This is a genomic window from Polynucleobacter sp. 71A-WALBACH, assembly GCF_018882365.1.
Taxonomy (GTDB): Bacteria; Pseudomonadota; Gammaproteobacteria; order Burkholderiales; family Burkholderiaceae; genus Polynucleobacter.
Window position 1 is genome coordinate 106,326 of sequence record NZ_JACVOP010000001.1, and the last position, 25,052, is coordinate 131,377.

The window sequence follows — 25,052 nt, forward strand, 5'->3', positions numbered from 1 at the left end:
AATCAAGATGAGAGCACCAGAAGCATTATTTCCAAGTGATTGGACTAAGCCCAAGAAACAAGCTGACCTTATCAAGCTGGCTAAATCTATCCTGCTTGAGCCCACCGGTCTCTCTGAACAAGATTTGCACCACACCTTTGGCAATATGTTTACGCACCAGCTCGATGATGCTGATCTGTACTTCCAGCACACCCGCAGTGAAAGCTGGAGTTTGGAAGAAGGTATTGTGAAATCGGGTAGCTTCAGTATTGACCAGGGCGTTGGTGTGCGTGCGATTTATGGCGACAAAACTGCCTTTGCTTACTCCGATGAAATTAATTTAGAAGCCTTAAACAAGGCCGCTAAATCTACTCGCGTTATTGGTCCACAAGGTGGGACGCGTGCTGTTGCTAGCAAAATATTTACGCCTATCTCCAACGAGCTCTACTCAGACTTAAACCCCTTAGATTCGCTTGCTCCACAAGAAAAGATTAGATTGCTTGAAGGTATTGAGCGGCGCGCAAAAGCACGTGATCCGCGCATCATTCAAGTCATGGCTAGCTTAGCTGGCGAGTTTGATGTCGTACTAGTAGTCAGAGCGGATGGTTTATTGGCTGCTGACGTACGCCCACTAGTGCGGGTATCAGTTCATGTGATTGCCGAGCAGAATGGTCGTCGAGAATCTGGATCTTCTGGCGGTGGCGCTCGTCATGATTACCACTACTTCAATACTGAACTCATCAATCAATATGTTGATGAAGCCGTTGATGGCGCGCTGATCAATCTAGATTCTCGCGCTGCTCCAGCTGGTCCAATGACAGTGGTAATGGGGCCAGGATGGCCAGGAGTGCTATTGCACGAAGCGGTAGGCCATGGCCTTGAGGGTGACTTTAATCGTAAAGGCTCTTCCGCTTTCGCTGGTTGCATTGGGCAGCGTGTTGCCGCTAAAGGCGTCACTGTAGTAGATGACGGAACACTTTCTGGTCGGCGCGGCTCGCTTAATATCGATGATGAGGGCACACCGACCCAGTGCACCACCCTGATTGAAGATGGTATTTTGAAGGGTTACATTCAAGACAGTCTCAATGCCAGACTCATGAATATGCCCCTGACGGGCAACGGTCGGCGTGAGAGTTTTGCCTCCCTACCTATGCCTCGCATGACCAATACCTACATGTTGGCCGGCAAGGATGATCCTCAGGAAATCGTCGCCAGTATTAAACGTGGCCTTTACGCAGTGAACTTTGGAGGCGGCCAAGTCGACATTACTAGCGGAAAATTCGTGTTTTCAGCCTCGGAAGCCTATTGGGTAGAAAACGGCAAAATTCAATACCCCGTTAAAGGCGCCACTATCATAGGTAGCGGCCCAGAGTCCCTAAAACAGGTCTCTATGATTGGAAATGACCTGAAATTAGACGGTGGCATCGGGGTTTGTGGCAAAGAAGGTCAGAGTGTCCCAGTGGGTGTTGGGCAGCCAACTTTACGTATCGACAGCCTGACTGTCGGGGGAACCGCTTAATACGGCTTAAAATAGCCGTATGAGCCAACAAAATACTAATCCCGCAAACTGGTACGCTGCCGTCGACAAAACGTCAGACACAGACGATCAACGCATTCATAACATTACTGTTCTGCCACCACCAGAGCATTTGATACGCTTCTTCCCAATCTCGGGAACCCCTATTGAAGCGCTCATCAGCAAAACACGTAAAAAGATTCGCGACATCATTCATGGGAAAGATGATCGTTTACTCGTCATCATCGGACCTTGCTCGATTCATGATCCCCGTGCGGCTTTAGAGTACTGCCAACGACTGCTAGCGGAACGCGATCGTTTTGCCGGTGAACTCGAAATCGTGATGCGCGTCTATTTTGAAAAACCTCGTACGACTGTTGGTTGGAAAGGTTTGATTAATGACCCATACCTAGATGAGAGCTATCGTATTGAAGAAGGTTTACGAATTGCCCGTCAAGTGTTGATGGAAATTAATCGCCTTGGTATGCCTGCAGGTAGTGAATTTTTGGATGTCATTTCTCCACAATATATTGCCGACCTCATTTCTTGGGGCGCTATTGGAGCACGAACAACCGAGAGTCAAGTTCACCGTGAACTCGCTTCAGGCCTCTCCGCGCCAATCGGATTTAAGAATGGCACCGACGGCAATATCAAGATTGCGACTGATGCTATTCAGGCAGCCAGTCGCCCACACCATTTCTTATCAGTACACAAAAATGGTCAAGTTTCTATTGTGGAAACTAAAGGCAATAAAGATTGTCACGTTATTTTGCGTGGTGGCAAAGAGCCTAACTATGAAGCTCAATATGTTCAAGCAGCCTGCTCTGAGCTAGAAGCTGCCAAGCTTCCAGCCAGTTTGATGGTTGACTTATCCCATGCGAACTCCAGCAAAAAACATGAGCGCCAAATTGTTGTGGCAGAAAATATTGCCGAGCAAATTGAATCTGGATCACATCAAATTTTTGGTGTGATGATTGAAAGCCACCTCAATGATGGTGCGCAAAAATTCTCACCCGGCAAAGACGATCCAAGCAAGTTGGAATACGGAAAAAGTATTACTGATGCTTGTATTAACTGGGAAGATTCAGTGAATGTGTTGCAGCGCTTAGCTTTGGCAGTGAAGAATCGCAGAAAAACAAAGAAGTAAAAAAGTAAAACGCGACTGCATTATCAAAAGAGACTAATTTATTTAGTCTCTTTTTTTTCATGCCTCCACAAAACATCTTGACCACCTGCACCACGATTGAGTACACGCGCCAATACAAACAAAAGATCGGACAGGCGATTGACGTATTGACGTGGAGCATCGTATAACGGCTCTTCCCAACCCAAACGCACAATCGATCTTTCGGCACGTCTACATACCGTACGACAGACATGCGCCTGCGCAGCTGCGCGAGTACCACCCGGAAGAATGAATTCAGTTAAAGGCGGTAAAGTCGCGTTGTATTTTTCCAGCCAAATATCTAACTGGGCTACCTGCTCAGGTTTGAGCAAGGTGTAATTGGGGATACAGAGCTCACCACCCAAATCAAATAAGTCATGCTGCACCTGCAAAAATAAGGCCTTGAACTCATCGGCAATAGCTTCAGGAATGGATTCGGTCATCAAAACACCGATTTCGGAGTTCAATTCATCCACATCGCCCATGGCGCAGATGCGCAAATGATCCTTTTCCACTCGGCTACCGTCACCAAGCCCAGTCATGCCCGCATCACCAGTTCTGGTGGCTATTTTTGAAAGTCGATTTCCCATAAAACTAATTATAGGTAAATGGCTAAAATGATTCCTATGAATATGGTGACCCCACCCCCCGAACTCGCGGCTATTACCGCCCTTCAATCCAAATTGGTATCGGCCTTGCGCCCCCTCCTCCCAGAGCATGCCTTGCTATGGGAGCCTGAGGACACGATTCCCTATGAATGTGATGGTCTGGCAGCCTATCGCCGCATGCCACTGGCGGTCGCCCTGCCTGAAACTGAGGAGCAGGTTGCCCAGATTCTGAAGGTTTGCTTTGAAATGCAAGTACCCATCGTCCCACGTGGATCTGGTACCGGCCTATCCGGTGGCGCCATGCCTATTTCTCAAGGTTTAGTACTCTCACTGGCTAAGCTGAAAAAAATCATCAACATTGACCCCTTTACTAGAACTGCGGTTGTGCAGCCTGGCGTACGCAATCTAGCCATCTCGGAAGCGGTCGCCCATCTTGGCCTCTATTACGCCCCAGACCCCTCCTCACAAATTGCCTGCTCTATTGGCGGCAATGTGAATGAAAACTCCGGCGGCGTGCATTGCCTTAAATATGGCCTTACGCTTCACAACGTATTAAAAGTTCGCGGCATTTTGATGAACGGTGAAATCGTGGAGTTTGGAAGTCTTGCACCAGATTCTCCAGGACTCGATTTATTAGCAATTGTCATGGGTAGTGAAGGCATGCTTGCGGTGGTAACAGAGGTCACCGTTAAGTTGGTTGCTAAGCCTAAGTTGGCACGCGTCATCATGGCAAGTTTTGACGATATTGAAAAAGGTGCCGATGCGGTTGCCGCCATCATTGCCGCCGGCATCATTCCTGCCGGCCTAGAAATGATGGATAAAGCGACTACTCGCGCGGTAGAAGAATTTGTTCATGCAGGGTATGACTTAGAAGCTGAAACCATCCTTCTTTGCGAGTCTGATGGTACGCCAGAAGAGGTTGCAGAAGAAATTGGGCGCATGACTAAGGTGCTGGAACAAGCGGGCGCTAGCGGTATTCAGATTTCTGAGAATGAAGCTGAGCGTTTGAAGTTCTGGAGCGGTCGAAAGAATGCTTTCCCTGCGGCCGGGCGATTAGCGCCTGACTACTACTGCATGGACGGTACTATCCCACGCAGAAATATTGGAACACTGCTAAGACGCATTCAGGGTATGGAAAAGAAATATGGCCTAGCCTGCTTGAATGTATTCCATGCGGGTGACGGCAATATGCATCCACTCATTCTATTTAATGGTGCCGATCAAGAAGAATGGCATCGCGCTGAGGAGTTTGGTACTGAAATTTTAGAAGCCTGTGTTGAGCTCGACGGCACGATTACTGGTGAGCACGGCGTTGGTATTGAAAAGATCAACTCCATGTGCGTTCAATTTGGTGAAGGTGAACGTGAATCTTTCTGGGGCGTTAAATCCGCATTTGACCCCGAACGACTGTTGAATCCTGATAAAGCCATTCCTACCTTGAATCGCTGCGCTGAGTATGGTCGCATGCGTATTAGCGGCGGTAACTTACCGCATCCCGAATTGGAGCGCTTCTAATGTCCAAGTCCAATAATCTACATATTGATTTATTTCGCGAGCAGATTCTGGCAGCAGCCAAAAATAAAACCCCTCTATCTATTGAAGGCGGTGGCACAAAGTCTTGGTATGGCAACGTCAATTCATATACTAAGTTAGACACTCGCCCTTACTCTGGGATCCTGGAATATCAACCTGAAGAGCTGGTGATTACCGCTTGTGCCGGTACGCCATTAAAGGAAATTGAGGCAGCTTTAGCCGAGAAGAATCAAGTACTGGCTTTTGAGCCCCCACATTTTGGTGACTCCGCAACGTTTGGTGGAGCGATTGCCGCAGGCTTAGCGGGGCCAGGCCGTATTAGCGTTGGTAACTTACGCGACTTTGTTCTCGGTGCACGCATCTTGGATGGCAAAGGCCAGGACTTATCTTTTGGTGGCAAGGTCATGAAGAACGTCGCAGGATATGACGTCTCTCGTTTGCTACCTGGTTCTATGGGAACCCTGTCGCTATTACTCGAGGCCTCCGTAAAAGTGTTGCCTCGACCAGCAGCCACGACAACACTTCGCTGCAACATTAGTCAAGCGCGCGCCCTGCAACTTTTAAATCAATGGGCGGGCCAGCCTCTGCCACTCTCAGCTAGTTGCTGGATAGGAAGCTCAACCGGCGGTGATGGTGAGCTCACTATTCGTCTGGCAGGTGCAGCCGCAGCCGTGAAGGCAGCCATTCCTTTCATGGGTGCAGCAGTCAATGCAACAGAATTAGATCCAAACGCTGCCCAAACTTTCTGGCATCAACTGCGCGAGCAACAATTGCCTGCATTTACCAATCTCAAGGACGATGACACCCTCTATCGCCTTGCACTTCCAGCTGCCTGCGGTCCACTGACCCTTAAAAATATCGGTAGTGACCTGGTTTTGGAATGGCATGGGCAACAACGTTGGTTTGCAGCGTCTAGTGATGACGCTACCTTTGCGTCCATCAAAGCTTTAGCTAATGCAAATGGTGGGCATGCAACTCGTTTTAAACAAGGAAGCAATGTTGATCCAAGCAAGCCACGCTTTACCCTTCTGAGTGAGCAAGCTCACTCAACTGCCTTAGAGGCAGTACAAGCACGCCTAAGAGCCGCCTTTGATCCAGCAGGCGTATTTGCTACTTCACGTCTTCCTTAAGTCTTTATATGCAAACTCAACTCGCCCCCCAATTCGCCAATACCCCTGAAGGTATTGAGGCAGCCAGAATTCTTGGTAAATGTGTGCACTGTGGCTTCTGTACCGCCACATGTCCTACTTATCAAATTTTAGGTGATGAACTAGACGGTCCTCGTGGTCGCATCTACTTAATTAAGCAAATGGCAGAAGGGCAAGTGCCAACCGAAAAAACACGTTTGCATTTAGACCGCTGCCTGACTTGCCGTAATTGCGAAAGCACTTGCCCTAGTGGCGTGCAATATGGGAACTTGATTGATATCGGCCGCAAGTGGGCAGAAGAAAATACTCCAGAGCGTCCTATTGGTCAGCGCCTTACACGCTGGGCCCTCAAAGAAGGTTTAACCAGTCCTAAGTTATTTAATTCCGCAATGACTCTGGGGCGCTTAGTACGCCCACTCATGCCGGCTGGTATCGCACGCAAGATTCCAGAAGCAAAAAATAAAGCTTTAGCGAGTAGCACTGATCCTTACGCCAGACCACAAGCCAGCCACTCTCGCAAGATGCTTTTGCTTGAAGGTTGTGTGCAGCCGGGCATGCTACCAAATATTAACTCCGCGACTGCACGTGTTTTAGATGCGCTCAAGATTCAATTGATTAGCGCACCTAATGCCACTTGCTGCGGCGCGTTGCGCTATCACCTCAACGATCAAGCTGGTGGCCTAGAAAACGCCAAACAAAATATCGATGCCTGGTGGCCACAGGTTGCCCAAGGTGTAGAGGCGATTGTGATGACTGCCTCTGGATGTGGTGTGATGGTCAAGGACTACGGACATCTATTTGCAAATGATCCGCAATACGCGGCTAAGGCCAAGACCATCTCCGAACTCACTAAAGATATTTCTGAAATCTTGCCAGCACTTCAGGAAGAGCTTATTACTCTAGTGGGCGCTGATCCAAAACCTGGTGTGGTTTATCACCCGCCCTGCACGCTGCAACATGGTCAGCAAATTCGTGGAAAGGTAGAGGGTCTTCTATCTGGCATTGGTATTGGCGTACGCCTTTGTGCCGATAGTCATCTTTGCTGTGGCTCCGCAGGCACATACTCAGTAACCCAACCCGAGTTATCTGAACAATTGCGTAAAAATAAATTAGGTCACCTCCAAACTGCATGTGAAGAGTCTGGCGCAGAAGTCATTGTTTCTGGCAATATTGGCTGCATCACGCATCTTCAGCAAGATGACACTCCAGTTCTTCATTGGATCGAGATTGTTGATCAACTCATTAGCCAACAGAACCGAACCAAACAATGAGTCAAGTTACTGCCAACCTGATGTTGGTAAGGCAAAGACTGGAGTTAGCAGCGCTAGCGGCTAAACGCGAGCCCGAGGATATCCAACTGCTTGCCGTGAGCAAAACTTTTCCGACCATGGCGATTGAGGAGGCTATGCATGCTGGCCAAACCGCTTTTGGCGAAAACTATGTCCAGGAGGGTGTTGAAAAAATTCAGCAACTCGCTAAATTACGTCCCTGGCTAGAGTGGCACTTTATTGGCCCACTTCAAAGTAATAAAACGCGTGATGTGGCAGAGCATTTTGACTGGGTGCACAGTATTGACCGTCTCAAAATTGCAGAACGTCTTTCTAGCCAGCGCGGAGAATTTCCTGACTTAGGCGAATTACAAGTTTGCGTTCAAATTAATGTCAGCGAAGAAGAATCAAAAAGTGGTTTAGCAATTGAGGAAGTAGAAGTACTTTGCGATGCGATTGCCAAATTGCCTAATCTTGCTCTTCGCGGACTGATGGCTATCCCTGCGCCTAGCGATAATGTGAATCAACAACGCCAAGCGTTTTCGGCCGTCAGAGAGTGCTTTGCTAGCATTAAAGCGAAGCATAGTAATGATGTTGGGTATGATTTCTTTGACACTCTCTCTATGGGGATGTCGGATGATATGGAAGCTGCAATCGCTGAAGGCAGTACCATGGTACGTGTAGGAAGCGCCATTTTTGGGAAGCGCGATAAGATAAAAGCATGAGCACACAACAAATAAACCAAAACGCCCATATCACCTTTATTGGCGGTGGCAATATGGGCCGCGCATTAATTAGTGGATTGCTATCTAACGGCTTTGAAGCCAATCAACTTTCTGTAGTCGAGGCCAATGCCAGCACTGGCTTGCAATTACATCAAGATTTTGGCGTTCAAATCATTGGTGCTTTAGATCAAATCGCTTTTGACTTTTCAAAGAACAATGTCGTAGTTATGGCCATTAAGCCTCAAGACTTTAATGTTGTAGCCAAGTCTTTAAGTGCGAAGCTTAAGCATGCCACCTCACCCGGTCCGTTGATCCTGAGTATTGCCGCTGGCATTCGTCTCAAAGATATGAGTCGTTGGCTTGACCATGAGCGTTGTGTTCGCGCCATGCCGAACACGCCAGCCCTGATTGGTAAAGGCATAACTGGTCTATTCGCCGATGCTGCCGTCAATACATCTGACCGCGCTCTAGCGGAAACTATTTGCAGTGCAGTAGGCCAAGCAGTCTGGGTAAATGAAGAGAAACTCATGGATGCCGTTACTGCTGTCTCCGGAAGTGGTCCTGCCTATGTTTTTGCTTTTTTAGAGGCAATGCAATCTAGTGGCGAGAAGCTTGGGCTCGATGCAGCCACTGCCCGCAAGCTAGCTTATGCGACCCTAGAAGGTGCCACCCAGCTAGCCCATAACTCAGATGAACATGCAGGTGTACTACGTGAACGAGTCACCTCCAAGGGTGGTACAACAGCCGCAGCATTGGACATGCTGAAGCAGCTCGATTGGCATGGAGCGCTTGAAAAAGCAATTGACGCTGCCAGCCAACGTGGCAAAGCAATGGGTGATGAACTAGGAAAGAGCTGAAGGCGAGCTAAATACGAGCAAGGCCCAAGAGGATTCCTAGAAATAGGAATCCGCCCAACCAGTTGTTGTGACGAAAAGCCTTAAAGCAATCCTCGCGCTTACGAGTAGACACTAATTTCAGGTGATACACAGCGCAAGCTAAAGCTAAGCACCAGCCTACCCAAAAGTAATTATTGAGGTTCGCCAGCTGAGCCACCCAAATCTGACTGAGAAATAGTGCCCCGTAACTCAGAGCAATTGCGAGCACCTCAAAACGTCCAAAGGTAATAGCGGAGGTGCGCAAACCTAAACGCAAATCATCTTCGCGATCAACCATGGCATACGCGGTGTCATACGCAATGGCCCAGAAGATATTGCCGATAAATAAAACCCAAGCTTCTAATGGGATAAAACCGAGGACTGCTGCATAGGCCATCGGAATCCCAAATCCAAAGGCAATACCAAGGACTGCTTGTGGAATAGCAAAGAAGCGCTTGGTAAAGGGATAGAGAATCGCGACCGCTAAGGCAAAGAAAGAGAGTTCTTTAGTTAAAGCATTCAGGGGTTGAATGAGCAAGAAGGCCATCAACGCTAGAGCAGCTGCTACTCCGAGAGCCTCTTTCCCAGAAATCTTTCCACTCGTAATGGGGCGATCCTTTGTTCTCAATACATGACGATCAAAATCTTGATCTGCATAGTCATTGATAGCGCAACCGGCGCTACGCATTAAAAAAGTTCCTAGGGTAAAAATAATGAGGAGATGCCACTCGGGGAAACCGCCGCTGGCTAGCCACAGCGCCCATAAAGTTGGCCACAATAGAAGCAAAGTTCCAATTGGCTTATCCAAACGAATCAAGTAGGCATAGTCAACAATACGATTACGCATTAGAGAAATCATCTTTCTTTATTTACAAGAATTGTCATGGCGCAATTATCAAGCCTTTAAAAATTCTGTACGAGATCCCAGCCAACGCTCAAGATGTCTTTCTACTAGATCACTATGCTCAGCTAGCAAGCGCTCTGCCGCGGTCTGTGCCAACTCAATTAACCACGCATCGCGCTGAAGATCCACAAATCGCAACATGGCATCGCCAGACTGCTTTGCACCTAGCAACTCGCCAGGGCCACGAAGTGATAAGTCCCGCTCTGCAATTACAAATCCATCTGATGTTTCTCGCAAAGTCTGTAGCCGCTCTTTGGCAGCCAAAGATAAGGGCTCTGCATACATCAAGATACAAACTGAATCGGCTGAGCCTCGCCCGACGCGCCCCCGCAACTGATGAATCTGCGCATAACCAAACCGTTCGGCATGCTCAATTACCATCAGTGCTGCATTAGGAACGTCCACACCCACTTCAATCACTGTAGTAGCAACTAGCAGTTGAATTTCATTGGCCTTAAAAGCCGCCATCACAGCAGCTTTCTCTTCACTCTTTAAGCGTCCATGAACTAGACCAACTTTGAAATTCGGCAAAGCTTGCGTGAGCTGCTCAAAACTTTCAACGGCTGTTTGCAATTGGAGGACTTCAGACTCTTCAATCAAAGGGCAAACCCAATAAGCCTGTAGACCCTTAACCAACCAATCATGTAGGCCATTAATTACTTCATCCCGGCGCGCTGCTTTCACTACTTTGGTGGCAATGGGTTTACGTCCCGGAGGTAATTCATCAATCACCGAAACATCGAGATCAGCGTAATAGGTCATCGCCAACGTGCGAGGAATGGGAGTGGCCGACATCATGAGTTGGTGACAATAAAATAATTCGGAGCCAACCCGTTGCTGAATCTCTAAACGTTGTCTTACGCCAAAACGGTGTTGCTCATCAATCACCGCTAAACCTAACTTCGCAAAACTTACCTTATCCTGAATGAGGGCATGCGTGCCGACAATAAGTTGCGCATCGCCACTTTCAATTATCTCTTGTGCAAGTCTTTTTTCCTTTGCTTTCAAGCTACCCGAAAGCCAAGCAATCTTCACACCTAAAGGCTCAAACCACTCCTTCATTTTGAGATAGTGTTGTTCCGCCAGAATTTCCGTTGGTGCCATGATCGCAGCTTGATAGCCATGGTCCATAGCGCGGGCAGCGGCCAAGGCTGCAATCACAGTTTTTCCGCTACCAACATCACCTTGCAATAAGCGATTCATTGGAAAGGTATTTGATAGATCGAGCCCAATCTCAGACCAGACACGTGTTTGAGCGCCAGTCAGATCGAAAGGCAAGACTTTAAGCAAGCCGTCTTCAATACCAAGATTTTCTTTATTTGCTGCTTTGGTTTTTTGCTCACTCTTCTCAAAACTTGGGGCACGCCTTTCTCTACGAATAGCATGCGCCCGCTTTAGGGAAATCTGCTGCGCAAGCAATTCTTCAAACTGCACACGGCGCCAAGCAGGATGCGTACGTTCAAGCAGTGATTGGGTATTTGCGTCCGCAGGCGGTTGGTGCAAATAGGCAATCGCATCTTGCAAAGGGGGCCAGTCGTTTGTTGGTAATATTTCCGCCATGAGCTTAGGCGGTAAAAATTCAGCCAAACTTTCTTTCAGACTAGCGTCACGCAAGGCCTGTAAGACTGCCTTACGAATAATGGTTTGCGAGATTCCCGCACTAGCTGGATACACCGGGGTCAAACTCGCTGGCAATGGTGAATCCGGTGTTACAGCGCGCACTGTGGGATGAACCATCTCCGCGCCTTGATAACCCTCACGGACCTCACCGCGCACCCGTACATGACTGCCGACAGCCATCTGCTTCTGCTGGCTAGGATAGAAATTCAGAAAACGGAGTTGGAGAGAGCCAGAGTCATCCTCAATCGTGACTAAAAGCTGTCGTCTAGGGCGAAACATGACCTGATTTCGGATAACCACACCCTGAGTCTGAATGGAATGGAATCTCCCTAGCCCCAGGGCTTCCTCAATAGTGAAGAGCTCGGTCTCATCCTCGTAACGTGATGGCAGATGCAAAGCAAGTGCCATAGGGCTGTTTAAACCCATCTTTTCGAGTGCAGTTGGCGGTCGCTTAGTCGTCATCGTTAAAATCCAATACCTGATGGTAATGCTATGCAACTTTCCGACTTCAATTACGACCTCCCCCCTCAACTAATTGCCCAGCACCCGCTGGCAAATAGAACGGATAGTCGCCTCCTGGAACTTAGGGCGGATAGGGGTAATGCCGCCCAAATGATCGATCGGCAGTTCCCGGACATTCTTAACCTTATTAAGCCTGGGGATTTACTAGTCTTCAATGACACCAAGGTCATACCCGCTCGCTTACACGGCAAAAAAGAGACTGGTGGGAATGTAGAGCTTCTGATTGAACGCATCAGCGGAGATAAGCAGGCTTGGGTACAAATTAGAGCCTCTAAGGCTCCTAAGACTGGCAGCATTGTTCACGTACACAATAAAGCGGGTGAGACCTTCCCTGTAGAAATGATTGGCTATGACGGCCGCTTCTATGAAGTACGCTTCCCTGAGAATGTGTTTGATTTGCTGGAGCGCTTCGGTGAATTACCTCTACCACCTTATATCGAGCATCAGCCAGATCAAGAGGATGCCAATCGCTATCAAACTGTTGTGGCAAAGAATCCTGGCGCTGTCGCAGCCCCTACGGCGGGCCTACACTTTGATGAAGCCATTCTCAAGCGACTAGGTGAACTCGGTGTTAAACAGGCCACTGTTACCCTGCATGTGGGCGCAGGCACCTTTACCCCAGTTCGCGAAGAAGATCTCAGCAAACACAAGATGCACTACGAGTGGTTCTCTGTTCCCGCTGAAACTATTGCGGCAATTGAAGATACCCACAAAGCAGGCGGCAGAGTCATTGCAGTCGGTACGACCAGCTTACGCGCCCTAGAGAGTCAAGCCCAAACCCAACAGACCAGCGGCGAAACGAATTTATTTATAACGCCTGGATATACCTTCAAAACCGTGGATTGCTTGTTGACGAACTTTCATCTGCCCAAATCTACCTTGCTCATGTTGGTAAGCGCTTTTGCGGGGGTGGACAATATCCGCAACGCCTATCAACATGCTATTCAAAATGAATATCGCTTCTTTAGCTACGGCGATGCGATGTTCTTAAGCCGCCTTAACTAAATAAGCTCATGACAAAACCTGTTCACTTCAATATCCTGGCACGCGACTCCGCCAGCCCTGCACGCCTTGGTCAGCTTGACCTTCCTCACGGTAGCGTCCAAACGCCGATCTTTATGCCAGTGGGAACCTATGGCACCGTGAAGGCCATGACCCCACGGGATCTTCATGAAGCCAAAGCTCAAATTATTTTAGGCAATACCTTTCATTTATGGTTACGACCAGGCCTGGATGTCATCAAAAAACATGGCGGCTTACATCGCTTTATGGCCTGGGATAAGCCAATCCTGACGGACTCAGGTGGTTTTCAGGTCTTTAGCTTAGGTGCGCTGAGAAAGATCTCCGAAGAAGGTGTGACCTTTGCATCGCCGATCAATGGCGATAAGTTATTTATGTCTCCAGAGGTGTCGATGGAAATTCAGGCGGTACTCAATAGTGATATCGCGATGCAGTTTGACGAATGCACTCCTTACGAAGTTAAGGGACAAGCAACCTCAGAAAAAACTGCACGCGCCTCACTAGAAATGTCGGTGCGCTGGGGTGATCGCTCTTTGAAACGCTTTCGCGAGCTCGAGACAGGCAATGGTCTTTTTGGCATTGTTCAAGGCGGGATGTTTGAAAATCTCCGTGAATTGTCCTTAGATGCCGTCAGTCAACAGGGCTTTGATGGGATTGCTATTGGCGGCTTGTCCGTTGGTGAGCCAAAACCCGAATTTGAGCGCATTCTTAATTTCACAGCCCCGAAGCTACCTGAGCACATGCCCCACTACTTAATGGGCGTGGGAACCCCAGAAGATCTGATGCTGGGCGTCAGCTTGGGCATTGATATGTTTGACTGTGTGATGCCGACTCGCAATGCCCGCAATGGCTGGCTCTTTACCCGCTTTGGCGACCTTAAGCTGCGTAACTCAGGGTACAAGGACGATGATCGACCTGTAGACCCTACCTGTGCGTGCTACACCTGCAAAAACTTCACCAGATCCTACTTAAATCACCTCCAAAAGGCGAATGAGATCCTCGGATCACAGCTCAATACCATCCACAATCTCTCCTACTACCTCCAACTAATGGAGGAGGTCAGGGAATCTCTAGCCAAAGACCGTTTTAGCGCCTATCGCGAGGAATTTCATCGAAATCGCCAACGCGGTGTAGAGCCCGGACAGGATTAATAGCCCCTGGGCAGTAAATCGGCCCTCAAAGCCCCATACAGTTTAGAATTGCGGGTTTACGGCTTCGCTTTAAAAGCCTAAAACTGAAGCAGTTTTCAATTGGTAATTAATGGAGGTTTTGTATGTGGATTAGTAACGCTTTTGCCCAGGCTCCAGCCGCGGGTTCAGACTCTAGTGGCTTGATGAGCTTTCTCCCCCTGATTTTGATGTTTGCAGTGCTGTACTTCATCATGATTCGCCCACAAATGAAGCGTCAAAAAGAAACTAAAGCCATGCTTGAATCTTTGTCTGTTGGCGACGAAGTAGTCACTGTTGGCGGCATCATCGGCAAAGTGACCGCATTGAAAGATCAGGTAGTGACTGTTGAAATTTCTGCTGGCACTGAAGTGCAGATGCAAAAAGGCGCCATCACAACAGTATTGCCAAAGGGCTCACTGAAGTCTGCTTAATACGCTTGTTTAAAAGTATCTCAATATGAATCGCTACCCTCTCTGGAAATACATAGTCATCCTATTTGCTTTATTAATCGGAGGACTGTATTCATTACCCAATTTCTATGGAGAGGCTCCAGCGGTTCAAGTCTCATCCGCCAAACCAACCATTAAGGTTGATTTGGCGACTCAGTCTCGAGTCGAAAAGATTCTGACTGATGACAACATTAGTAATACCGGCATCTTCTTTGAATCTACAGGCAACGTAGGTTCAATCAAAATCCGCTTTAACAATACCGACATTCAACTTCGCGCACGCGACTTGCTGCAGCAGAAATTGAACATCGATCAAAACGAACCCAACTTTACGGTTGCATTAAATCTACTCTCCAATACGCCTGGATGGTTGAATGCGCTAAATGCATTACCAATGCCCCTGGGTCTTGACTTGCGTGGCGGTGTTTATTTCTTGCTGCAAGTGGACATGAAGGGTGCGGTGCAGAAGAAGGTGACTTCTTTAGCAACGGATATTCGTAGCCAGTTGCGTGATAAATCGATTCGTCAACAAGGTATTGAGCGCGGTCAAGACACTATCACTCTCACTTTTGGCAGCACTGAAGACGCAGAAAAAGCACGTACTGTTTTGATGACAAGTCAGCCTGAGTTGACCTGGCAAATTAAACCTACTGGCTTGTCTCCAAAACTCGTGGGCGAATTCAAACCTACTGCTTTGAAAGAAATTCAAGATAACGCAGTCAAACAAAATATCGTCACACTCAATAAGCGCGTGAATGAATTGGCTGTTAAAGAACCAGTCATTCAACAGCAAGGTGCCGAGCGCATCGTTGTTCAACTACCCGGCGTTCAAGACACCGCTCGCGCCAAAGATATTATTGGTCGTACCGCAACCCTCGAATCTAGACTCGCTGATCCAATTGTTTCAACTATCGCGATTGGTGAAACTCCTCCTCCAGGTATGGACGTCTTCCGCTTTGGTGAAACCCGTCAAGGTGTATTCAAAAAATCGGTGATCTTTAGTGGTGATCGCATTACTGATGCAAGCGCAGGCTTTGATCAAAACCAACGCCCTGCGGTGAATATCTCCTTAGATGCTGCTGGTGGTCGCGTCATGCAAGAAGTTACTCGTGAAAACATTGGTAAGCCAATGGGCATGATCTTGTTTGAAAAAGGTAAAGGTGAGGTTCTCACGATTGCCACGATTCAAGGTGAGTTTGGTTCTAAATTTCAGATCACTGGTCAACCAACTACCGAGAGCGCTAATGACTTAGCTCTCTTGTTGCGCGCGGGCTCCTTAGCCGCTCCAATGGAAATTATTGAAGAGCGCACGATTGGACCAAGCCTCGGCGCGGAAAATATTGAGAAGGGCTTTAAATCCCTCATCATTGGTTTTGCCGCAATCTCTGTCTTTATGATTGCCTACTACCTCCTGTTTGGTACTTTCTCAGTCGTAGCTCTGGCAGTCAACTTATTACTGTTGATCTCTGTGCTTTCGATGTTGCAAGCCACCTTAACGTTGCCAGGTATCGCTGCGATGGCCTTAGCACTGGGTATGGCGATTGACTCCAACGTCTTGATTAACGAACGTATTCGTGAGGAGTTGCGCAATGGCGCCGCTCCTCAAACAGCTATTGCGGTTGGTTTTGATAAGGCTTGGGCAACCATTCTGGATTCGAACGTCACCACCTTGATTGCTGGTCTTGCACTTCTCGCATTTGGCTCTGGCCCAATCAAAGGCTTCGCGGTAGTGCATTGCCTTGGTATTTTGACTTCAATGTTTTCAGCAGTCTTTTTCTCACGTGGCCTGGTTAACCTCTGGTACGGCAGAGGTAAAAAAGTTCAAAAACTCGCTATCGGCCAAGTTTGGCGTCCACAGGAGAAATAAGACATGGAATTTTTCCGGATTAAAAAAGATATTCCCTTTATGCGCCATGCATTGGTGCTTAATGCGGTTTCTTTAATTACCTTTCTAGCTGCCGTTTTCTTCCTCTGGCATAACGGCCTTCACCTGTCGATTGAATTTACTGGCGGCACGGTGATGGAAGTCACTTATCCGCAAACAGCACCTTTAGACTCGATCAGGGCCAATGTTGAAAAGCTCGGTTACGCTGACACTCAAATCCAGAACTTTGGTAGTTCACGTGATGTGATGATTCGCCTGCCACTGCAAAAAGATGCTGAAGGAAAAATGATTTCCTCAGCGGATCAAAGTGCCGCAGTGATGAAGGCACTTGAACCAGCAACTTCTGGCGTCAAGCTACAACGTGTGGAGTTTGTTGGTCCTCAGGTTGGTCGCGAACTCGCAATGGATGGGTTGATGGCACTGCTGTTTGTGATCATCGGGATTGTGGTTTATCTCTCCTTCCGCTTTGAGTGGAAATTTGCTGTCGCGGGCATCATCGCGAACTTGCATGACATCGTGATCATTCTCGGCTTCTTCGCCTTCTTCCAGTGGGAGTTCTCACTCTCAGTATTGGCAGCGGTATTGGCTGTGTTGGGTTACTCGGTAAACGAGTCAGTAGTGATTTTTGACCGTATTCGCGAGAACTTCCGTAAATACCGCAAGATGAACACCCGCGAAATTATTGATAACGCCATCACCAGTACGATCAGCCGTACCGTAATTACTCACGGTAGTACCGAGATGATGGTTCTGGCGATGTTGATTTTTGGTGGTCCGACCCTCTTCTACTTTGCTTTAGCTCTGACCATCGGTATTTTATTTGGTATCTACTCTTCAGTATTCGTGGCAGCGGCTCTAGCCATGTGGCTTGGTGTGACCCGTGAGGATTTAGTTAAAGGCGAGCGCAAACCTGAAGATCCTACTCGCAATGACGACCCAAACTTTGGGGCGCAGGTCTAAGTTTTCACTGAGTTGTTAACTTAGCTTGAAATTTTGATGCTCGAGGGCGGCTAATATTCTCTTAGTCGCACCTTGATGCTCAATCGAGTAAGTCTTTGCGGCGCTCGACATCTTTTCCAGCTCAGCGGTATTTAATAGCAATTCTTTCAAGCTATCCATGAGGGCAACTGGCTCACTCAATAAGAGTTCGCCCTTAATGCGCTTCGCGGCACCCATCTCAATAGCATCTAATGCTGCCTGTTGAAAGTTATAAGTATGCTCACCAAGCAATACTGGACATCCCGCAGCACAAGCTTCAATTAGATTCTGCCCACCAAAAGGCAGTAGGCTACCACCCATGACAACCAAGTCAGCGGCACTGTAATACATTGGCATCTCACCCATCGAGTCCCCAAGAATCACATCCACATCGACCTCATCCTTTGGCGTCTGAATCCATTCTGTACGGCGTCGAAATTTCAAGCCAGCATCCTGAATTTGATTAGCAACTTCGGCGAAGCGTTCAGGGTGACGCGGCACCAAACAGAGCAATGGGGCAATCTCAAAGGTATTGCTAAGTAAGAGATCTTTCCAGGCCTTGAGGATAATCGCCTCTTCACCATCGCGAGTGCTGGCTGCGCACACCATCAGTCGCAGCCCCCCATGCAACTCTTGCTTCCAGGACTTTCCTTGCTGCACTAGCAGCGGATCCAGCGGAACATCAAACTTCAAATTACCAACGATCTCCACTTTCTTCACACCAAGACTACGATAGCGTTCTGCATCAAATTCGGTCTGAGCTAAGATGCCGGCAAAAGCCTGAAATAAAGATCTTCCTGCTTTACCAAATCGATTGACACGTCGAGCACTACGTTCAGATAAACGAGCATTCACCAAAAATAATGGCAAGCCAATTTCTGCGCAATAAAACACTATGGTTGGCCAAGCTTCGGTTTCCATGAACAAACCAAACTTTGGCTTAAACGCCCGAATGAAATTAGCAACTGCCCAGCAAAGGTCATACGGTAAATAGACTTGGCGTAGCTGGCCTGCAGCAATAGCTTTTGCAAATAAAGTAGCACCAGTGCGGCGACCATTCAATGTCATGTGTGTGAGCAAAATCGTTTCGCCACGCCCTAGGTACGCATCAATCAGAGGTTGAGCGGCTCTTGTCTCACCAACCGATACCGCATGAATCCAGATTGAACCTTGAGTAATCGACTTTCCGTAAGCAAAGCCAAGACGCTCAGAGAAGTGGTTTAAATATTCAGATGAGTATCGTGTGCGCCAAGCAAGGCGAATGAATGCAAAAGGCAGTAGCAGATGCCACAGCAGTTGATAAACAGCAAACCAGAACTTGGGACGAGCACCGTATTTAGAATCCTGCGGTGCGCGCCCAAGGCTTGGAGTCAAACTCACTTTTTCAGACGTTCGGTCAATTCGACCGCCTTACCTAAATAAGAAGATGGTGTCATCTCTAGCAGCAGTGTTTTTGCATCATCCGGAATTTGCAAACCACGAATAAAGGTTTGTAAATCAGCCTGGTTGATGCCTTTGCCGCGAGTGAGCTCCTTAAGTTGCTCATACGGATTCTCGATGCCATAACGACGCATGACGGTTTGCACTGGCTCCGCCAATACTTCCCAGCATCCATCTAAGTCAGCAGCAATGGCAGCATGGTTCACTTCCAATTTACTCAGACCGCGCAAGGCGCTGTCATAAGCTAAGACACTGTGACCAAAGGCTGGGCCCAGATTGCGCAATACGGTTGAATCAGTCAGGTCGCGCTGCCAGCGAGAAATTGGCAACTTCTCAGCTAAGTGGCGCAATAAGGCATTCGCGACGCCTAAGTTACCCTCGGAATTTTCAAAGTCAATCGGGTTCACTTTATGCGGCATAGTGGAAGAACCAATCTCGCCTGCTTTAGTGCGTTGCTTAAAGTAACCAATCGAAATATAAGCCCAGAAGTCACGGTCCATATCTAACAAGATCGTGTTGGCACGGGCAATCGCATCAAACAACTCAGCCATGCCATCATGCGGCTCAATCTGAATGGTGTACGGATTGAAGGTAAGACCTAAACGCTTCTCAACTACATTCTTAGAAAAGTTTTCCCAATCAAAATCAGGATAGGCAGACAAATGGGCGTTGTAATTTCCAACTGCGCCATTCATTTTCCCCAACAAAGGTACTGCGGCAATCGTCGCAATCGCACGCTCTAAACGTTTAGCGATATTGGCTAACTCTTTTCCCAATGTACTTGGAGATGCTGGCTGACCATGAGTGCGGGATAAGAGGGGAACTTTAGCGTTCTCAATTGCTAAATCCGTAAGTACGGAAAGTACTTTTTTGAGTTGCGGCAGCAAAACTTCATCACGCGCCCCACGCAACATCAAACCATGCGAAGTGTTGTTAATGTCTTCAGAGGTGCAGGCGAAGTGAATAAATTCACTGGCTTTTAATAAGTCTGGACGACCCGCCACTTTTTCTTTTAAGAAGTACTCAACCGCCTTAACATCATGATTAGTAACTGCCTCAATATCTTTAATACGCTGGGCATCTGTATCTGAGAAGTTTTCTGGCAAGGACAATAAAAAAGCTTCATCAGCAGCGCTAATTTTCGGCACATCCGGCAAGCCTGCAGAGGCCAAAGCCAGCAGCCAATGAATCTCTACAAACACCCTTTGACGCATAAATGCAGCTTCGGACAACCATGGTCGTAAGGCATCTAGCTTTCCGGCATAACGACCATCTAAAGGGGAAAGTGCATTGAGGGTAGAAATCGGCTGACTCACGAATATTGCCTTTACATTGAATGTTTCAATAAACCCTGATTTTAATCGTTCTTGGAGGCGACCCAATCTGGCCGGCTTGGCTATACTGACCCCTATGAAACTTATCGGATCCCTCACTAGCCCCTACGTACGCAAGGTACGCATTGTTTTCTTGGAAAAAAAGGTTGATGTAGACCTAGAACTTGAGAATGTCTGGGCTGCAGACACCAAAATTGCCCATAACAACCCTTTAGGCAAGGTTCCCTGCCTGCTTTTAGATGATGGTGAAGCTATCTACGACTCCCGTGTGATTGCGGAGTATGCCGACACCCTGAGCCCAGTTGGAAAGCTGATCCCCACAGGCAGCCGTGAACGCGCTACTGTCAAAACCTGGGAAGTTTTAGCTGATGGGATTGAGGATGCTGGAATTTTGGCTCGTTTAGAGGTGACTTTGCGCCCACCTGAGCAGCAGAGTCCAGACTGGATTCAGCGCCAAATGGGCAAAATTGACGCTGCTTTAGCCCAAATGTCCCGTGAATTAGGCGAAAACGCTTGGTGCCATAGTAATCAAATGACTTTGGCTGACATTGCTGTGGGCTGCGCATTGGGTTACTTGCTGTTTCGCTTCCCGAATGTTACTTGGCAGTCCCAATATCCGAATCTAGACGCCCTGTATCAAAAGTTGATGCAAAGACCTTCTTTTGCTGAAACAGCGCCTCCAGCTGCCTAATTCAGAGAATTAAACATGCTTAGGCGGAAATAATTCCGCCGCCTAAGCAAATATCACCGTCATACAAAACAGCGGATTGGCCAGGGGTCACTGCCCACTGCGCCTCCGGAAAAGCCAACTGAAAACTCAAAGCACCTTCTGCTCCTGCGGCAAGCGAGCACGCAGAGTCTGCTTGGCGATAACGGGTTTTTGCTGAATACTGCCCAGACACAGGCATTTCCCCCGCAACCCAGCTGGCATCAATTGCAGAAAGCTGATTGGCTAATAGCCATGGGTGCTCGTGGCCTTGAGCCACATATAGAGTGTTGTTAGCTACATCTTTGCGAGCCACATACCAAGCATCACCATTGCCGTCTTGACTACCCCCTAAGCCAATGCCTTTGCGCTGACCTAGAGTGAAGAAAGCAAGCCCCATATGCTCTCCCACCGTTTTACCTTCAGGAGTTTTGATGGGTCCAGGGGTACGAGGTAAGTAACGATTTAAGAACTCGCGGAAGGGGCGCTCACCAATAAAACAAATACCAGTGGAATCTTTTTTGCGTGCATTGTGCAAACCAATTTGTTCAGCAATTTTGCGCACTTCCGTTTTTGGGATTTCTCCCAAAGGAAAAAGAACATTTGCTAATTGGCTTTGAGTTAAGCGATGCAAAAAATAGCTTTGATCTTTGGTGGCATCAAGCGCCTTCAATAATTGCACTCGGCCACCCTCATGACGCACCCGCGCGTAGTGGCCAGTAGCAATAGCATCTGCGCCCAAACTCATGGCATGGTCCAAAAAGGCTTTGAACTTAATTTCTGCATTGCACAATACATCGGGGTTAGGCGTTCTGCCGGCAGCATATTCGCGCAAAAACTCTGCAAAAACCCGCTCACGGTACTCAGCTGCGAAATTGACTGCCTCAACATCAATTCCAATGAGGTCAGCCACAGAAACGACATCTAGCCAATCCTGGCGTGAGGAGCAATATTCGTCGTTATCATCGTCTTCCCAGTTTTTCATAAAAAGACCAATAACTTCATAGCCTTGTTGCTTGAGCATCCAAGCTGCTACAGACGAATCCACCCCTCCAGACATCCCAACGACGACTTTGGACGGTTTTGAGGCGGGTATTGCGGAAGAATTGAGCGGGATCATCAAAAAATGCGAGAATTCAATATAAGCTGAAAACCCCATTGTAGAAGTCTTCCTTCAAACTTACCAAGATTTGAAGTAAACCAAACGAATGGTGATCAGGGTAAATAGATAGGTAGTTTTTTGCCTATTTAACTAAAATAGATTTTTCGAAAAATTTGTATTTGGAGACATGCCATGCGCATAGGCGTACCGCTGGAAATCAGACCCGGGGAAACTCGTGTTGCTGCCACACCAGAAACCGTTAAGAAACTGATTGGTCAAGGCCACACCGTTGTTATTCAAAAGAATGCAGGTGTAACCGCCAGCCAGCCAGATGCTGCATATGAAGCAGTGGGCGCAACCATTGGTAGCGCCGCTGATGCCTTTGGAGCGGAGATCGTTCTCAAGGTTCGCGCTCCCGAAGCTGCAGAACTCAAACAAATTAAATCTGGCAGCGTGCTCATCGGCATGCTCGATCCATTTGATAACGACAATATTGCCGCAATGGCTGCGCAAGGTGTAACCGCATTCTCATTAGAGGCTGCCCCACGCACTACTCGCGCCCAAAGCATGGACGTCTTGTCATCACAAGCCAATATTGCTGGATACAAAGCAGTCATAGTTGCCGCAAATGAATATCAGCGCTTTATGCCAATGCTCATGACCGCTGCAGGAACCGTCAAAGCTGCGCGCGTGCTCATCTTGGGTGCTGGTGTTGCCGGCCTCCAAGCAATTGCGACTGCTAAGCGTTTGGGTGCCGTCATCGAAGCATCTGATGTACGCCCTGCTGCTAAAGAGCAAATTGAATCCCTCGGCGCGAAGTTCGTCGATGTTCCTTATGAAACTGACGAAGAGCGTGAAATCGCACAAGGTGTTGGTGGCTATGCCCGCCCAATGCCAGAAGCCTGGATGAAGCGTCAAGCAGCCCTTGTTGCGGAGCGCGCTCAACAAGCTGACATCGTGATTACTACCGCTTTGATTCCAGGACGTAAGCCACCAGTCTTATTGCACAGCGATACCGTTGCCAATATGAAACCTGGCTCCATCGTGATCGACTTGGCAGCAGGTCGAGGTGAAAACGGTTCAGGTAACTGCCCTTTGACTGAAGCAGACAAGATTGTTGAAAAGAATGGTGTGAAGATTATTGGTTACACCAACCTTGCCAGCATGGTTGCCGCAGATGCTTCGGCTTTGTATTCACGTAACTTGCTCGACTTCATGAAACTCATCGTCGATCCAGAAGCGAAGTTAGTGATCCCAACAGATGACGACATCGTAACTGCCTGCCTCATGTGTCGTGATGGCCAAGCTGTCCGTAAAAACTAATAAAGAACATTCGAAGGAAATATCATGGATCTCGCTGCTTTTCAAAGCATCCTCACCGTCCAAAACATCACCGTGTTTGTACTGGCTATTTTTGTTGGCTACCACGTAGTTTGGAACGTCACTCCTGCACTACATACACCACTCATGGCGGTTACTAATGCTATTTCTGGAATCATTATTGTTGGCGCCCTACTTCAAACTGAAGTGATTGGTGGCGATGAGATCACTCTCACCAGCATTATTGGCGCCGTAGCAGTCTTCCTGGCCTCAATCAATATTTTTGGTGGCTTTATGGTTACCCGTCGCATGCTTGAGATGTTCAAGAAAAAAGCTCCCAAGGCTGATGCGACTGGAACTAAATAAAACTAGAACAAGATCTTATAGAGACCACAATAATGTCAAACATAACCGCGATTTCCTACCTCATTTCATCAGTGCTCTTCATCCTCGCCTTGCGTGGATTGTCATCACCAACCACTTCACGTCAAGGTAATACCTTTGGCATGATCGGCATGTTGCTTGCCGTGATTACCACCTTCATGATCCCTGACTTTAAGCCAGTCTTCTCATTGATTATTGGCGCCATTGTTGGCGGCGCGATCATTGGAACGCTCGCAGCCAAGCGTGTGCAGATGACGAAGATGCCTGAGCTCGTTGCGCTCATGCACTCCTTTGTTGGTTTGTCGGCTGTCTTAATTGCTATTGCAGCGGTATACAACCCAGCTCATGACCATACCGGCGCGCAAAAGATTGAACTCTTTATCGGCGCATTTATTGGTGCAATTACCTTTACCGCTTCTGTAATCGCTTTCGGAAAACTATCTGGCAAGGTTAGCGGCAAGCCAGTGACATTTGCTGGCCAACATTTACTCAACCTCATCCTTGCTATCGGTATGGTTTCTGGTGGAGTCATGTACTTCATGACGGGTAGCCATGAAGCATTCTTGGTCATGTGTGCGATCGCCCTGGTATTGGGTGTTACTTTAATTATCCCAATCGGTGGCGCGGATATGCCAGTGGTGGTATCGATGCTCAACAGCTACTCTGGTTGGGCAGCTGCAGGTATTGGTTTCACATTGAACAATCCAGTATTGATTATTGCAGGCGCTTGCGTTGGCTCTTCTGGTGCCATTCTGTCTTACATTATGTGTAAGGCGATGAACCGCTCTATCTTGGCAGTGTTGCTTGGTGGCTTCGGTGCCGAAGCTTCTGCTGGTGGCGCTGATGATGGTGGTCCAAAAAATTACAAAACTGGCTCTCCAGAAGATGCGGCTTTCCTAATGGAAAATGCCGACACAGTTGTGATTGTTCCTGGATATGGCTTAGCAGTTGCCCGTGCTCAACACGCTCTGAAAGAATTGACAGAGAAATTGACTCATCACGGCGTAACTGTAAAGTATGCGATCCACCCTGTTGCAGGCCGTATGCCTGGTCACATGAACGTTCTCTTGGCTGAAGCTGAAGTTCCATACGATCAAGTATTTGAAATGGAAGATATCAATAGCGACTTTGGTCAGGCTGATGTGGTGTTGGTGCTGGGTGCAAACGACGTAGTAAATCCTGCTGCTCGCACTCCAGGTAGCCCTATCTTCGGCATGCCGATTTTGGAAGCTTTCAAAGCTAAAACAATTATTGTGAACAAGCGCTCCATGGCTGCTGGTTATGCCGGTCTTGATAACGAACTCTTCTATATGGATAAAACGATGATGGTCTTCGGTGATGCGAAGAAAGTTGTAGAAGATATGGTGAAGTCTGTTAGCTAATGTAAGTAATTTAGAGTTGT

Annotated in this window: 22 protein-coding genes; 16 read left to right on the forward strand and 6 right to left on the reverse strand. The window is 48.0% G+C overall.

The annotated features are described in order from the left end of the window. Positions 1-7: 7 nt before the first annotated feature. On the forward strand, positions 8-1,498 hold the full coding sequence (tldD, locus tag ICN42_RS00500) for a metalloprotease TldD (RefSeq protein WP_255539192.1): 1,491 nt from the start codon (positions 8-10) through the stop codon (positions 1,496-1,498). Between the two features lie 19 nt (positions 1,499-1,517). Beyond that, positions 1,518-2,642: a 3-deoxy-7-phosphoheptulonate synthase gene (locus tag ICN42_RS00505; RefSeq protein WP_216249357.1), complete on the forward strand. Its 1,125-nt coding sequence runs from the start codon at positions 1,518-1,520 to the stop codon at positions 2,640-2,642. Between the two features lie 38 nt (positions 2,643-2,680). On the opposite strand, the gene ICN42_RS00510 is transcribed toward ICN42_RS00505, so the two are convergent. Next, a complete protein-coding gene (locus ICN42_RS00510) occupies positions 2,681-3,250 on the reverse strand; it encodes a cob(I)yrinic acid a,c-diamide adenosyltransferase (protein WP_216249359.1) in 570 nt (189 codons plus the stop codon). Positions 3,251-3,277: 27 nt separating this feature from the next. On the opposite strand from ICN42_RS00510, the gene ICN42_RS00515 reads away from it, so the two are divergent. Genes ICN42_RS00515 through proC form a run of 5 tightly spaced genes read left to right on the forward strand, consistent with a single transcriptional unit; the run spans position 3,278 to position 8,799 of the window. Then, complete coding sequence (locus ICN42_RS00515; protein WP_255539280.1) at positions 3,278-4,783, forward strand: FAD-linked oxidase C-terminal domain-containing protein; 1,506 nt, start codon at positions 3,278-3,280, stop codon at positions 4,781-4,783. Then, a complete protein-coding gene (gene glcE, locus ICN42_RS00520) occupies positions 4,783-5,931 on the forward strand; it encodes a glycolate oxidase subunit GlcE (RefSeq protein ID WP_216249361.1) in 1,149 nt (382 codons plus the stop codon). Before ICN42_RS00515 ends, glcE begins: the two co-directional genes overlap by 1 nt. An 8-nt stretch (positions 5,932-5,939) precedes the next feature. Next, positions 5,940-7,220 (forward strand): glycolate oxidase subunit GlcF, encoded by a 1,281-nt coding sequence (gene glcF, locus ICN42_RS00525; RefSeq protein WP_216249363.1) that lies wholly within the window; start codon positions 5,940-5,942, stop codon positions 7,218-7,220. After that, on the forward strand, positions 7,217-7,942 hold the full coding sequence (locus ICN42_RS00530) for a YggS family pyridoxal phosphate-dependent enzyme (protein ID WP_216249365.1): 726 nt from the start codon (positions 7,217-7,219) through the stop codon (positions 7,940-7,942). The genes glcF and ICN42_RS00530 overlap by 4 nt, the downstream gene beginning before the upstream one ends. Next, the gene (proC, locus tag ICN42_RS00535; RefSeq protein WP_216249366.1) at positions 7,939-8,799 is read left to right on the forward strand and encodes a pyrroline-5-carboxylate reductase; all 861 of its coding nucleotides are present in this window, start codon (positions 7,939-7,941) and stop codon (positions 8,797-8,799) included. Before ICN42_RS00530 ends, proC begins: the two co-directional genes overlap by 4 nt. 7 nt (positions 8,800-8,806) lie before the next feature. Here proC and ubiA read toward each other — a convergent pair whose 3' ends face one another. After that, on the reverse strand, positions 8,807-9,664 hold the full coding sequence (ubiA, locus tag ICN42_RS00540) for a 4-hydroxybenzoate octaprenyltransferase (protein ID WP_255539193.1): 858 nt from the start codon (positions 9,662-9,664) through the stop codon (positions 8,807-8,809). Between the two features lie 48 nt (positions 9,665-9,712). After that, entirely contained in the window at positions 9,713-11,803 is a 2,091-nt protein-coding gene (gene recG / locus ICN42_RS00545; protein WP_216249372.1) for an ATP-dependent DNA helicase RecG, read from the reverse strand. Between the two features lie 30 nt (positions 11,804-11,833). On the opposite strand from recG, the gene queA reads away from it, so the two are divergent. The 5 genes from queA (at position 11,834) to secF (ending at position 17,346) form a co-directional block, all read left to right on the forward strand. Beyond that, complete coding sequence (gene queA, locus ICN42_RS00550; protein WP_216249374.1) at positions 11,834-12,868, forward strand: tRNA preQ1(34) S-adenosylmethionine ribosyltransferase-isomerase QueA; 1,035 nt, start codon at positions 11,834-11,836, stop codon at positions 12,866-12,868. 8 nt (positions 12,869-12,876) lie between these two features. Next, positions 12,877-14,034: a tRNA guanosine(34) transglycosylase Tgt gene (tgt, locus tag ICN42_RS00555; RefSeq protein ID WP_216249376.1), complete on the forward strand. Its 1,158-nt coding sequence runs from the start codon at positions 12,877-12,879 to the stop codon at positions 14,032-14,034. A gap of 122 nt (positions 14,035-14,156) precedes the next feature. After that, positions 14,157-14,483 carry a preprotein translocase subunit YajC gene (gene yajC, locus ICN42_RS00560; protein ID WP_216249379.1) on the forward strand — a complete coding sequence of 109 codons (327 nt, stop codon included), beginning with the start codon at positions 14,157-14,159 and terminating at the stop codon, positions 14,481-14,483. A 25-nt stretch (positions 14,484-14,508) separates the two neighbouring features. Continuing rightward, positions 14,509-16,368 (forward strand): protein translocase subunit SecD, encoded by a 1,860-nt coding sequence (gene secD / locus ICN42_RS00565; protein WP_216249381.1) that lies wholly within the window; start codon positions 14,509-14,511, stop codon positions 16,366-16,368. A gap of 3 nt (positions 16,369-16,371) precedes the next feature. After that, positions 16,372-17,346, forward strand: a complete 975-nt coding sequence (gene secF / locus ICN42_RS00570; protein ID WP_216249385.1) for a protein translocase subunit SecF — start codon at positions 16,372-16,374, stop codon at positions 17,344-17,346. A 15-nt stretch (positions 17,347-17,361) separates the two neighbouring features. On the opposite strand, the gene ICN42_RS00575 is transcribed toward secF, so the two are convergent. Together ICN42_RS00575 and purB are read right to left on the reverse strand one after the other, a co-directional pair. Beyond that, a complete protein-coding gene (locus tag ICN42_RS00575; RefSeq protein ID WP_216249387.1) occupies positions 17,362-18,738 on the reverse strand; it encodes a 3-deoxy-D-manno-octulosonic acid transferase in 1,377 nt (458 codons plus the stop codon). Positions 18,739-18,740: 2 nt separating this feature from the next. Beyond that, entirely contained in the window at positions 18,741-20,120 is a 1,380-nt protein-coding gene (purB, locus tag ICN42_RS00580; RefSeq protein ID WP_216249390.1) for an adenylosuccinate lyase, read from the reverse strand. A gap of 94 nt (positions 20,121-20,214) precedes the next feature. On the opposite strand from purB, the gene ICN42_RS00585 reads away from it, so the two are divergent. Continuing rightward, complete coding sequence (locus ICN42_RS00585; RefSeq protein ID WP_216249393.1) at positions 20,215-20,829, forward strand: glutathione S-transferase N-terminal domain-containing protein; 615 nt, start codon at positions 20,215-20,217, stop codon at positions 20,827-20,829. Between the two features lie 19 nt (positions 20,830-20,848). On the opposite strand, the gene mnmA is transcribed toward ICN42_RS00585, so the two are convergent. After that, complete coding sequence (mnmA, locus tag ICN42_RS00590; RefSeq protein WP_216252780.1) at positions 20,849-21,964, reverse strand: tRNA 2-thiouridine(34) synthase MnmA; 1,116 nt, start codon at positions 21,962-21,964, stop codon at positions 20,849-20,851. Positions 21,965-22,138: 174 nt separating this feature from the next. On the opposite strand from mnmA, the gene ICN42_RS00595 reads away from it, so the two are divergent. The 3 genes from ICN42_RS00595 to ICN42_RS00605 are packed head-to-tail and all read left to right on the forward strand — an operon-like array spanning position 22,139 to position 25,032. Continuing rightward, complete coding sequence (locus ICN42_RS00595) at positions 22,139-23,269, forward strand: Re/Si-specific NAD(P)(+) transhydrogenase subunit alpha (protein ID WP_216249407.1); 1,131 nt, start codon at positions 22,139-22,141, stop codon at positions 23,267-23,269. 24 nt (positions 23,270-23,293) lie between these two features. Next, the gene (locus ICN42_RS00600) at positions 23,294-23,632 is read left to right on the forward strand and encodes a proton-translocating transhydrogenase family protein (protein ID WP_114691891.1); all 339 of its coding nucleotides are present in this window, start codon (positions 23,294-23,296) and stop codon (positions 23,630-23,632) included. Between the two features lie 32 nt (positions 23,633-23,664). Beyond that, on the forward strand, positions 23,665-25,032 hold the full coding sequence (locus ICN42_RS00605) for an NAD(P)(+) transhydrogenase (Re/Si-specific) subunit beta (protein WP_216249409.1): 1,368 nt from the start codon (positions 23,665-23,667) through the stop codon (positions 25,030-25,032). Positions 25,033-25,052 lie beyond the last annotated feature (20 nt).